Raw genomic sequence first — 12,071 nt, 5'->3', positions numbered from 1 at the left:
ATTTCATTTTTAGAATAAATATAAAAGTCTGAAGTTTTGAACTTCAGACTTTTTTTATGCTCCATGCTCAAGGCAATCAAGAAGCTCGGGACATTAAAACCCAGTGGCTGAAGTAATACCATATAATATGTTTATCTTTCCTCTTCTAACTATCTGAGGAGTTAATTGTTTATTTTCATGAAATAAACCTGAACTTTTCTTAATTTTGATTTTTATCAGCATCTAAATCCTTAACTCAAATGGAGTTCTAATTATTATACACTATGAAAACATTCAAAACACTAGTATTGCTTACTGTCTTGGCAATCTTCTCAGCAAGTTGCAAAGAAGCTCAGCCAGAAGTAAAAACGATTGATATGGAGCAACCAGAAATAGTCTCTGAAAAACAATTGGATCCTAATGCCACCTACGCAAAAGCAGAATTTGGTATTGAAGGAATGACCTGCGCCATGGGTTGTGCTAAAATGATTGAAAAGAAAATCGCAAATATGGAAGGTGTCAAATCAGCTACCGTCGATTTTGACACGCGTTTGGCCATGGTTGAGTACGACAACGCCAAAGTAACCGCTACTTCTCTTGAAGAAGCTGTTGTATCGGTTTCAGATACCTACAGCGTTAAGGAGATGAAAAATGTGGATGCATTTTCTACAGATCATAACTGTGGAGCTGATTGTAAAATGGCCTGTTGTGCTGATAAAAACATGGGAGAGGAGCAAGCTTCCGCGAACAAAAAAGCATGTAAAGACGACTGTAAAATGGCATGCTGTGCTAAAAAAGAAAAAGCATAGGACTTCTGAAATTTTAAGATTAAAAGAACCACTGTTTTTACGATAGTGGTTTTTTTGATCCTATCTCAAAGAATAACCTTTAGGTGCCCACCATGGATGCATTTCAATTTCTAAACTGCCCGCTTTTACCATAGGGTCAGCATTTGCCAGGCTATCCGCCATTTTTAAAGTCGGCACGTTATAAATGGTAATGCCAGTGATCTCATCAATATCCCCAAAAGGTCCAGAAATATCAGCATAACCCAAATCGTACATCTTCTTTAAATGCGCTAAATGTTCCTTTAATAAACGTTTGGATTCTTCTTCGTTTTGAATTTTATTGCCGCCGCTTTTTAAGAATGCCACAAAATATTGTTGCATGATAATGGTATCATTCGTTTTCTCATCAATAACATCAAAGATTTGATAGCCCTTGGTGAGTAAGTCCTCCCTAATTTCCGTTTGGGTCTTGGGTTCAGGGATAATCGTATCTAAACGTTCTGAACTGACCGTCACATCATCTTTGTCTATTTTTCTGTATTTCTCATTGCAGGACGTCAAAAAGAGCATTGCTCCTATCATCCAAACTATATTTTTCATCATTCTCAGTTTTATAAAATTATTACTAAGACCAGTTTTTATAGGGGTTCTTTAGCAATTGGGAGTTAAAGTACTTTGGCTGGCCGGTAACTTCTTTTCCTAACCACTTGGGCTTTAAAAAACTCTCAGAAACATGACTGAGTTCAATTTCAGCAACTATCAGCCCCACATTTGAGCCAAAAAACTCATCTACCTCATAGATATGGTCTCCAGATTTGACCTCATATCTGATCTTATCGATAAAGCCTTCTTCACATAACTTCAACAATGCCTCAGCATCTGATTTGGAAATTTGTCTTTCCCATTCAAAACGTGATACGCCATCTTCCGACGGCTCACCTTTGATGGTCAAAAAACCTTCCTCCCCACTTATTCTCACCCGGACAATCCGACTTTTATCAGAATTTAAAAAGGCTTGAACTATCCGTGTTCGTCTAAATGCTTCCGATTTGAAAGCGTCGGAAACCACCAAAAACTTTCGTTCTATTTCAATTAATTCACTCACCTAATTCCTGTATTTTTTCTGATTCTATTCGTCCTGATACATAATTATTATTCGTCAACCAAATCATACATTTAGCAATCGTCTCTGGTGCAATCGGCTGATAACGTTTTAGCGCACCAAAACGAAACATGGGTTTAAATAGACTCATTATAGCATTGAATACGGATTCTCCCAATCGAAATTCCTCGCGTTTACCACTAATCAATGAAGGTTGTAAAATATAGGTATTAGGGATCTGTTGCTCCAATACGACTGCTTCCATTTTACCTTTGGTCCTGTTGTAAAAAATCTTGCTCTTCTTTTTGGCTCCCAACGCTGAAATAACAACATAGGTTTCAATACCATTTTCTTTACAGAGTCTTGCCGCTGCCACAGGAATTCCGAAATCAATTTTAATGTAGGTCTCCTTATTTGAGGTTTTCGCTTTGGTAGTTCCAACACAACAATACACTTCATCCGCCTTAAACTTATTGCCGTAATGCGTCAATTCAAATAAATCAATAATATATTCTTCTAATTTTGGATGCTTGATATTACAGCTATTTCTTCCAAAAACAGTCACGTGACCATAGCGCTCATCTTCCAATAGCATGTTCAACAAAATGTTTCCTGTCAATCCAGTCGCACCCAAAACAATAGCGGTTTTTGCCATCTTTTATAATTTCTGTTCCGTTTAGATGTCATAAATTTACGCCATGCCAAACGATTTACCAATAAGAAAGATCATTCATGTAGATATGGACGCCTTTTACGCTTCTGTTGAACAAATGGACCATCCTGAATTAAAAGGTAAACCATTGGCCGTAGGTGGCAGTGAGAAACGAGGGGTGGTTGCAGCCGCAAGTTATGAAGCGCGAAAATTTGGGGTTCGAAGCGCCATGAGCGGGATGCAGGCCAAACGCAATTGTCCGGAATTGATTTTTGTAAGTCCGCGTTTTGATCGCTATAAGGAAATTTCAAACCAGGTAAGAGCCATATTTTATGATTATACCGATTTGGTGGAGCCACTTTCATTGGACGAAGCTTACCTGGATGTGACCGAGAACAAAAAAGGAAATCCAAGTGCCTCGTTGATTGCCCAAGAAATCAGGGAACGTATATTTAAGGAAGTTGGGCTAACGGCTTCCGCAGGAATATCCATTAATAAATTTGTAGCTAAGATTGCCAGCGATTACAACAAGCCCAACGGTCAAAAAACGGTCAATCCGGAAGATGTCTTAGACTTCATAAAAGTTTTGGATATCAAAAAATTTCATGGGGTAGGAAAGGTAACTGCCGATAAAATGTACCAACTTGGTATTTTTACGGGTGAAGATTTAAAAACAAAAAGCTTAGAATATCTTGAACAGCATTTTGGTAAATCAGGAAGTTACTATTACTATTTGGTTAGAGGGATTCACAATAGCTCTGTAAAGCCAAACCGCATCCGAAAATCCTTAGCTGCCGAACGAACCTTCAATGAAAACTTATCGAGTGAAATTTTTATGCTTGAAAAGTTGGAGAAAATTGCCAAAGAAGTGGCCAAGCGCTTGGATCATAGTAAGGTTGCAGGAAAAACGGTCACTTTAAAAATTAAGTACAGCGATTTCACACTACAGACCAGAAGTAAAACCTTACCATATTTTGTGAGCAACAAAGAGATCATTCTTGAGACTGCCAAAGATTTATTATATCAAGAAAAAATGAGCAACTCGGTAAGATTACTTGGCATATCAATGTCCAACCTAAATACTGAAGACAACAAGGCTACAGCTGTCAAAAACATAAAACAAACCGTGAACGTACAGTTAAAGTTTGGATTTTAGATTGGGTTTATCCTCAGTTTAATTTTCATCTACACTTATTTCAGATCTATAAGCATAGGGATCAATTGGTTGATTTGCCACAGGGTAAGGTGTTATTCGAAGTAGCTTGATGGCAATTCCTTCAATGATCGTGTCATTTTGAAATTTCTTATTAGCGTGCAAATTAAAGCTATTGACCTTGTTATTTTTAGTCAATGTGAAAGCGGCCACGGCATCACCTTCCCAAACGCAATCAAGTCCTGTTGGGCATCTTGAATCATTGAAAATGGAGTCTAAGCATATTTTGGCACCACTTTCAAACTTGTCAAAGCACCCATCTACTTTTAAATTAATGGCGCCTTGACTGCTATCATCGTTATTGGCGCAGCTAAAGCCAATAAGTACGAGTAAGAGAAGAACAGCTTTTTTCATCTTTTCATCAGAGTTTGATTTGATTTGCAGCAAAGCCTATTTAGTGATACTTTAATAATAGATGCATTTTCAATCAATTGGTTGCGTTTATGAATAAGAAAAATTAAATTACTACAAATTTAATCTTTTTTAATCAGCTCATGTATCCCAATCAAGAACATCAGGAGAATAAAGCCTATTAGGGAGAATAAAAAAACCTCAAAAGACTTTGAAAGTCTTTTGAGGTTTTTATGCTTATCAGCTAATTGTAAAGGGTCTCTGATATCTAAAAATTACAATTGGTGATTTCAGTAACTCTTAAGGTATTCACCATGCCTTTTTCCTGTATAGGCATTGCGGCTAAACTCACCAACATGTCTCCTGTTTCAAGATAGCCTTGCTTACACGCTATAGCGTTGACATCTTCAATAGTTTCATCGGTGCTTACAAACTTGTCATAGAAAAAAGCTTTAACACCCCATAACATACTAAGTTGAGTCAAAATACGTCTATTAGATGTAAATACTAAAATATGCGAGCTTGGTCGCCATGCTGAAATCTGGAAGGCCGTATAGCCACTATTCGTCAGCGTAGAAATAGCTCTCGCATTGATTTCGTTGGCCATGTTTGCGGCGTGAAAACATATAGATTTTGTAATATAACGCTTGGTGCGAATGTGTGGTGGCGATTGTGGTACTTTAATCAAAGGTGAGTCCTCCACACTTTTAATAATATTACTCATTTGTCTGATCACTTGCACAGGATATTGTCCCACAGAAGTTTCCCCAGAAAGCATCACAGCGTCAGCGCCATCCATCACGGAGTTGGCAACGTCATTAACTTCTGCTCGCGTTGGAGTCAAACTGGAAATCATAGTCTCCATCATTTGCGTGGCAATAATCACAGGAATACGAGCACGTTTTGCTCTTAAAACCAGTTGTTTTTGAATTAAAGGAACTTCCTCTGCCGGAATTTCCACACCCAAATCACCACGTGCTACCATCAATCCGTCACAATAGGCAACAATTTTATCAATATTTTCTACCGCTTCCGGTTTCTCAATTTTAGCAATGATCGGAATTTTATGATCACTATGTTTCTTGATCAATTCTTCAAGTTCCATTAAGTCTTCCGCATGGCGCACAAAAGATAAGGCCATCCAGTCCACTTTCATCTTGATGGCAAAAATGGCATCTTCAATATCCTTTTCGGTCAGCGCTGGTTGTGAAATATTGGTATTTGGAAGGTTAACGCCTTTCTTCGACTTTAGCGGTCCACCTTGAATGACACGAGCTTTGACTTCAGATTTCTTATCTGTAGAAACCACTTCAAAAATCAATTTGCCATCATCTAGCAATATGCGCTCGCCTGGTTTTGCATCTTGTGGAAATTTATCGTAAGTCATATAGACCCGCTCTTTCGTGCCAATAAACTTTTTGCCAGTAGCAAAAATAATCTCATCGCCTGCATTAACCACCACTTCGCCTTTCATTACACCAACGCGTAATTTAGGTCCTTGCAAATCACCTAAGATGGCGGCATTATATCCAAATTCTTCATTGAGTTCACGAATCATTTTGATACGTTCTTCAACATCTGCGTAATCGGCATGCGAAAAGTTGATTCTAAAGACATCCACACCTTCTTCAAGCATTCCTTTCAATATGGCCTTAGTACTTGTAGCTGGTCCTAATGTCGCTACTATTTTTGTTTTTTTTCGTTTTTGCATTAATCAAAAAATTAAGTTATCTCTAGACCTTAGTTGGTCTACATCTATAGTGTAGGTTGTTATTACTCGAGGTATGGCTTGGATTTTATCTAACATCAGTTTTTCGTCCAAATACCGATCATCATTGGTGATCTTAATCAAGAAATCCACATTCTTAAGTTCTGGCAATAAATGATATGTTTTCAATACTTTTTCGTTCGTTGAAAACAATGAACCAGAACTTTGCAGACTGTCCTCCTCTCTTTTACAGACATTTGACACCATGTTCCAAGTCGTAAAAAGCTCTTCATCAAACCATTCATAAATAGGATAGGAGGCAGCAAAATACTTGTAGTCTAAATCTTGAGGTTGACGTTTCAGGTTCAGGTTCAAATATTTATTGAGAAGATACGCTAATCTGTAATCTTCCAATCTACAGTGTACGGCTAAAAGTGAGTAGGATGCGTCATAAAAATCATCTACAAGTAGTTTGTGTAACGCCATAGTGATAATAACATGAATGGTAAAGATAGTACTTTATCTCCACTGTAATATCAAGTTTGGAATATTCTTAACAGGCTCAGCAAGCGAAATCGATATAGTTAGTAACTTTTATTGAATGCCTACATCTATTCTTTAAAAGAGCGATTGATCTTGTTTTGAAAAGCAAAAAAAGCACGTTTGGAAGCCTTTTCTTCGGCCTTCTTTTTGGAGGTTGCCCTTGCTTTTGAAACTACTTTACCGTCAATGGAGAGTTTAACCGAAAAATGTTTGAGATTATCATTACCTGAATCTTCATAAACATTATAATCAAAAGTTTTCTTTTCCTTCTGGCACCACTCGATCAACAAACTTTTATAGCTGATAACTTTGCCTTCAAGCGTCTCAATATCAATATGTTTATTGATGACTTTTTTATTGATGAATTTCTCGCATTGCTTATAGCCTTTGTCCAAAAACACGGCGCCAACAAGGGCTTCAAACAAATTACCGTGGATGTTGCTGCCAAAATTATTTTTAGGGATTTTTGATTCGACAAAGTCAATAAGCTTAAGTTCCTTGCCCAGCTCATTAAGATGTTCCCTGCTGACCACTTTAGAACGCATTTTGGTTAAATAACCTTCATCTCCTTCTGGTACTTCACCATAAAGATAAGCGGCAATGACAAGGCCAAGCATGGCATCTCCAACAAACTCAAGCCGTTCGTAGTTAAGCGCTACTCCATTTTTGTCCTTGACGTTCATGGAGCGATGCGTAAACGCTTTGATATAAAGACTCTTGTTTTTAGGTTTATAACCTAATATTTTTTGAAGTTCTAAAAAAAAATTCCCGTCATTTTTAGAACGGGAATTTAATATGTTACGAATGTAATTCATTCGGGATTTAATCTAATTTCTTGAATAATACACAAGCGTTATGACCGCCAAATCCAAAAGTATTACTCATGGCCACTTTAACCTCTCTCTTTTGAGCTTTGTTAAGTGTTAAGTTTAATTGCGGATCAATATTTTCATCAACAACCGAATGGTTGATCGTTGGAGGCACAATGCCATGCTCCATTGCCATAATAGAGGCAATAGCCTCAATGGCACCGGCAGCACCCAACAAATGACCTGTCATTGATTTTGTTGAATTGATATTGATGTTCTTGGCGTGTTCACCGAAAACTTCCGTAATAGCTTTTAGTTCGGCAACATCACCTAAAGGTGTGGAGGTACCGTGTGTGTTGATATGATCAACATCTTCCGGTTTCAATCCAGCATTTTCCAAACAATTTCTCATTACGGCAATAACTCCTATCCCTTCAGGATGTGGGGCAGTCATATGATAGGCATCGGATGACAAACCGCCACCTAATACCTCAGCATATATTTTAGCTCCTCTTGCTTTTGCGTGCTCGTAATCCTCCAAAATAATGGCACCAGCACCTTCACCCAAGACAAAACCATCTCTGGTAGCGTCAAATGGTCGTGAAGCCGTTTCTGGACTCTCATTCCTTGTTGATAAAGCATGCATAGCGTTAAAGCCACCCATTCCTGCAATGGTGACGGCTGCTTCGCTACCGCCAGTAACAATAACATCACAATAGCCCAAACGTATATAGTTTAGGGCGTCAATCATTGCATTGGCAGCAGATGCACAGGCCGAAACCGTGGTATAGTTAGGACCCATAAACCCATGTTTAATGGAAATGTTTCCTGGAGCTATATCTGCAATCATTTTCGGAATAAAGAAAGGATTGAAACGCGGGGTTCCATCTCCTGCGGCAAAATTAAGTACTTCTTCTTGAAAAGTTTCCAACCCTCCAATTCCTGCTCCCCAAATCACACCAACACGAAGCTTGTCAACCACACTTAGATCCAATTTAGCATCAGCAATAGCTTCATCTGAAGCCACCATGGCATACTGCGTAAATTTGTCCATTCTGTTGACCAGCTTGCGCTCAATGAAATCGGTGGGCACAAAGTTTTTTAATTCGCACGCGAATTTAGTTTTGAACTTTTCAGTATCAAAATATGTTATTGGCGCAGCACCACTTTTACCACTAACCAGGGCATTCCAATATTCATCTTTGGTATTCCCGATTGGTGTAAGAGCACCTAACCCTGTAACTACAACTCGCCTTAATTCCATAAAAGTCTGTTACTTATTTTGCTGCTTCTATATAAGAGATAGCTTGACCAACTGTAGCGATGTTTTCTGCTTGGTCATCCGGAATTTGGATATCAAATTCTTTTTCGAATTCCATGATCAATTCCACAGTATCCAAAGAATCTGCTCCTAAATCGTTTGTGAAGCTTGCTTCAGTGACAACTTCGTTCTCGTCTACACCTAATTTGTCTACTATAATCGCTTTTACTCTTGATGCAATGTCTGACATAATCTTTAATTTTAAGTTTTATTAATTGGCAAAAATAAAAAACTTTAGTTTAAAACCCATTTTTATTTCTACAATGTGTTTGTAATTTAGCAAAAATACATCTAAGTATTTCTATTTTACCTCCTAATTGTTAATATTTATTCTTTTTTTTGTTTTTGATTTCGAAGCTAATATCTGTAAATGAAATGAGATTATGGAATTTTGCTGAACATTTTTTAATTTGATAGTGAATTGCACCTGCATTTTGACAGACAGGTCTGACAATAATTTAAAAATAGAAAGTAGCAGATGAAACGTATCGTTGTTTTTGCGTCCGGAAGTGGTACTAATGCTGAAAATTTAATCAAGTATTTCAACAACAGAGATATAGGTTCTGTCATTCAGGTGTTGACTAACAATCCTCATGCCAAAGTTTTAGATCGGTGTAAAAGCCTAAAAGTGAGCGCGCTGTCTTTTAACAGAACGGCCTTTTCCCAAAGCAATGATGTCCTTAATATTTTAAAGGCATCCCAACCCGATCTGATTGTTCTGGCCGGCTTTTTATGGAAGTTCCCGGATTTCATACTTCATGAATTCCCAGATATAGTCATCAATATCCATCCTGCGTTGCTTCCCAAATACGGTGGAAAAGGGATGTACGGCAGTTATGTTCATGAGGCAGTCGTCTCCAATAAGGAAACTGAAACAGGCATTACCATCCATTATGTCAATGAACATTATGATGAAGGTGCGATTGTTTTTCAGGCGAAATGCGAAGTAAATCCATCAGATACTGCAGAAACGGTTGCGGCAAAAATACATGAGTTGGAGATGGAACATTTTCCGAAGGTGGTGGAGGAATTATTAATTTCCCAAAGATCAAATTCAAAAAGCAATCCGTAAAAACCTGTGTAATCTGTGTCTAAAAAAAAGAAATATTACGTCGTCTGGAAAGGCCACAACACCGGTGTTTTTGAAAAATGGAATGACTGCAAAGCCCAAATCAAAGATTACCAAGGTGCAATATACAAGTCTTTTGAAACCTTCGATGCTGCCAAAAAAGCATTAAATGGCAACTACAAGGACTATATTGGCAAATCCAAAAGCTTTAAAAGTGATTTGTCCGAGGCGCAACTCAAAAAAATAGGACAGCCCAACTACAATTCCATTTCGGTGGATGCCGCATCAAGTGGCAACCCGGGCATTATGGAATATAGAGGTGTGGACACCAAAACTAAAAAACAATTGTTCATCCAAGGCCCATTTCCTGAGGGCACGAATAATATTGGAGAATTTTTGGCGCTTGTTCACGGATTGGCCTTCCTTAAAAACAACAATAGCCAGCGTATTCTTTACACAGATTCAAAAATTGCGATGAGTTGGGTCAAGAAGAAAACGTGTAATACAAAATTACCTCGCAATGCCAAAAACAAAGCATTGTTTGAGTTGGTGGATAGGGCCGTAAATTGGCTTAAAACGAATACTTATTCGACGACTATAGTTAAGTGGGAAACGAAAGCTTGGGGGGAAATCCCTGCGGATTTTGGGAGGAAATGACCATCAAAAATGATTGGAAATAGGTTGGTGATTATTTGATATAAACGTCACTAAATAAATATTTTATGTAAACATCGGTCTCTTCTCTTAACTCATCAACGGTAATAGCCCGCTCAAAATGTTTATCGAAATTCTGGTTTTTCAATTTTCTGAACTGAAAAATTTGCTACAAAGTATCTTTATCTTCCATAGAAGAGATCCAATCAATCAATTCTTTCTTTTTCGCTGTTGTTGTCATAACTGGCCTTAAAATTTAAATAAAGATACTCAATTTATTAATTTTAGTTAAATCTTTACCAACGCTTCTTTTACTCTAAATTAGCTTTTTCGATTTTGCAAAACTAAAGATCACATCTTATAAAAATCTGTCGGAAGCAAAGGTTTAGAAATATGTTTCTAAAGGTTTCTTGACGAAAATAGCTTACTGATAAAGCCGCTTTTGGCACATGATCCTCTGAATAAAAACTGTATTGCCTTCAACCAAATAATGAACACCAAAAGGAAACACCTTGGTAAAAACAATTTTGATACTGCGATAGCGTTTTTAAAAATACTCGGGGTTCTTAACGATTCTATCAATGGTTTCGCTCATTTCGAGTTTGAATTTGGCGAATAACTCCTTAGGGACTGCCAAATAATAGGCGTTGGCTTACGTCAAATCCAATTTCGATTCGTTACTAAATTTTATCAAAAAAGACATTAAAACAGTTCTTTTTTAACCTCCTCCCACGACGTGTAATTTGTTTTTTTATCGTAACACAAATCCTATATAATTCTTTAAATCTCAACCTTGGGTTTTTGCCTTTTCTTCAAGAATGGATAGCGTTCCTTCATCTAAAACAATTTCTTTGCGTTTTTTTTGCAAATCCATATCTTGTAATTTATACGGAAAGGAATATCTAAGGTTTTTGTTCTAATCATATTTGTGAGAATACGCATCATTCATGTCAAATATTTTTATGCCGAAGTGATGTTTTTTATTATCTTCTCATTCTCCAAATTGGAAGAATTAAAATATGTATCTTGATATTATAGAAACATCTTATTCCTTTTATAAAAACAATGTCCTACCTTTCTTCCCTACATATCGAAACCAACAGAACCCACCCTTTTCCGTATGATATTCCTGCAATCAAATATGCGAAAAACATTGATGTATCCAACCCAATCACGTTTTTGATTGGAGAAAACGGCTCAGGAAAATCGACCTTGCTGGAAACATTGGCATGTAGATTACAGCTGCCACACATGGACGGTGCCGATTACAACAAACCTAGTTTTGATGCGGCAAAACGACTACTGCCCTATTTGGAGCTCACTTGGACCATAGAACGTCCTACAGGATTTTTCTTTAGGGCTGAAGATTTTGGCGATTATCTGAACAGTGTGAATAGAACAGATGCCCAAATTCAAAATAAATTTTCTGACTTAGAAGGTTATGTTCCGGATCACATCATCAGTCAAATGAAAGAAAACGCCAATTACCAACTGCGCTATATGCGGAAAAACTATGGTCAGGAATTAAATGCGTTTTCCCATGGGGAAGCCTATCTTCATATCATGGAGCAAATGATAAAGTCGCCAGGTATTTACTTATTGGATGAGCCCGAAGCGGCACTTTCTCCATCAAAACAACTGTCTTTTATTTATTTTCTCCATAACCACTTGCAAAATCACTTATCCCAATTCATTATTGCCACACATTCCCCCATGTTGATGGCTTATCCTGGAGCAACCATTTATGAGATTACCAATGAAGCAATGCAGGCAACCCCACTCGAAAACACGGATCATTATTCGGTTACAAAATCGTTTTTAAATGACCCCAATGCCTTTTTGCGACATTTCAATTCCGAATAAACACACATAAATTCCTCAA

At 37.5% G+C, this 12,071-nt stretch carries 14 protein-coding genes; 5 read left to right on the top strand and 9 right to left on the bottom strand.

Features of this window, described 5'->3' with window-relative positions:
* The first annotated feature begins 263 nt into the window (after positions 1–263).
* Complete coding sequence (locus tag J4051_RS01545) at positions 264–788, top strand: heavy-metal-associated domain-containing protein (protein WP_208231881.1); 525 nt, start codon at positions 264–266, stop codon at positions 786–788.
* A 60-nt stretch (positions 789–848) separates the two neighbouring features.
* Here the strand turns inward: J4051_RS01545 and J4051_RS01540 are convergent, their stop codons facing one another.
* The 3 genes from J4051_RS01540 to J4051_RS01530 are packed head-to-tail and all read right to left on the bottom strand — an operon-like array spanning position 849 to position 2,524.
* Entirely contained in the window at positions 849–1,367 is a 519-nt protein-coding gene (locus J4051_RS01540; protein WP_208231969.1) for a YciI family protein, read from the bottom strand.
* 25 nt (positions 1,368–1,392) lie between these two features.
* Positions 1,393–1,872, bottom strand: a complete 480-nt coding sequence (locus tag J4051_RS01535; RefSeq protein ID WP_208231879.1) for a CYTH domain-containing protein — start codon at positions 1,870–1,872, stop codon at positions 1,393–1,395.
* Positions 1,865–2,524 carry an NAD(P)H-binding protein gene (locus tag J4051_RS01530; RefSeq protein ID WP_208231877.1) on the bottom strand — a complete coding sequence of 220 codons (660 nt, stop codon included), beginning with the start codon at positions 2,522–2,524 and terminating at the stop codon, positions 1,865–1,867. The genes J4051_RS01535 and J4051_RS01530 overlap by 8 nt, the downstream gene beginning before the upstream one ends.
* Before the next feature lie 43 nt (positions 2,525–2,567).
* Between J4051_RS01530 and dinB the strand changes: the two genes are divergently transcribed.
* Positions 2,568–3,677, top strand: coding sequence for a DNA polymerase IV (dinB, locus tag J4051_RS01525; RefSeq protein WP_208231875.1), 1,110 nt, complete (start codon positions 2,568–2,570; stop codon positions 3,675–3,677).
* 18 nt (positions 3,678–3,695) lie between these two features.
* On the opposite strand, the gene J4051_RS01520 is transcribed toward dinB, so the two are convergent.
* The 6 genes from J4051_RS01520 to J4051_RS01495 form a co-directional block, all read right to left on the bottom strand.
* Positions 3,696–4,088: a hypothetical protein gene (locus tag J4051_RS01520; RefSeq protein ID WP_208231873.1), complete on the bottom strand. Its 393-nt coding sequence runs from the start codon at positions 4,086–4,088 to the stop codon at positions 3,696–3,698.
* A 265-nt stretch (positions 4,089–4,353) separates the two neighbouring features.
* A complete protein-coding gene (gene pyk / locus J4051_RS01515; protein WP_208231870.1) occupies positions 4,354–5,796 on the bottom strand; it encodes a pyruvate kinase in 1,443 nt (480 codons plus the stop codon).
* 3 nt (positions 5,797–5,799) lie between these two features.
* Entirely contained in the window at positions 5,800–6,279 is a 480-nt protein-coding gene (locus J4051_RS01510; protein ID WP_208231868.1) for an IPExxxVDY family protein, read from the bottom strand.
* Positions 6,280–6,404: 125 nt separating this feature from the next.
* Positions 6,405–7,151, bottom strand: a complete 747-nt coding sequence (rnc, locus tag J4051_RS01505) for a ribonuclease III (protein ID WP_208231866.1) — start codon at positions 7,149–7,151, stop codon at positions 6,405–6,407.
* A 7-nt stretch (positions 7,152–7,158) separates the two neighbouring features.
* On the bottom strand, positions 7,159–8,409 hold the full coding sequence (gene fabF / locus J4051_RS01500) for a beta-ketoacyl-ACP synthase II (protein WP_208231864.1): 1,251 nt from the start codon (positions 8,407–8,409) through the stop codon (positions 7,159–7,161).
* Positions 8,410–8,422: 13 nt separating this feature from the next.
* Positions 8,423–8,656, bottom strand: coding sequence for an acyl carrier protein (locus tag J4051_RS01495; RefSeq protein ID WP_007647141.1), 234 nt, complete (start codon positions 8,654–8,656; stop codon positions 8,423–8,425).
* 288 nt (positions 8,657–8,944) lie between these two features.
* On the opposite strand from J4051_RS01495, the gene purN reads away from it, so the two are divergent.
* The 3 genes from purN to J4051_RS01480 all read left to right on the top strand — a co-directional run bounded on the left by purN (position 8,945) and on the right by J4051_RS01480 (position 12,052).
* The gene (gene purN / locus J4051_RS01490) at positions 8,945–9,538 is read left to right on the top strand and encodes a phosphoribosylglycinamide formyltransferase (RefSeq protein WP_208231862.1); all 594 of its coding nucleotides are present in this window, start codon (positions 8,945–8,947) and stop codon (positions 9,536–9,538) included.
* A gap of 15 nt (positions 9,539–9,553) precedes the next feature.
* Complete coding sequence (locus J4051_RS01485) at positions 9,554–10,192, top strand: ribonuclease H1 domain-containing protein (RefSeq protein ID WP_208231860.1); 639 nt, start codon at positions 9,554–9,556, stop codon at positions 10,190–10,192.
* Positions 10,193–11,254: 1,062 nt separating this feature from the next.
* Complete coding sequence (locus tag J4051_RS01480; RefSeq protein WP_208231858.1) at positions 11,255–12,052, top strand: AAA family ATPase; 798 nt, start codon at positions 11,255–11,257, stop codon at positions 12,050–12,052.
* Positions 12,053–12,071 lie beyond the last annotated feature (19 nt).

Source organism: Gelidibacter pelagius, from assembly GCF_017581925.1.
In the GTDB taxonomy this organism is placed as follows: Bacteria; Bacteroidota; Bacteroidia; order Flavobacteriales; family Flavobacteriaceae; genus Gelidibacter; species Gelidibacter pelagius.
Note: the sequence above shows the minus strand (reverse complement) of the source record. Positions and strands in the feature narration are given on the sequence as shown.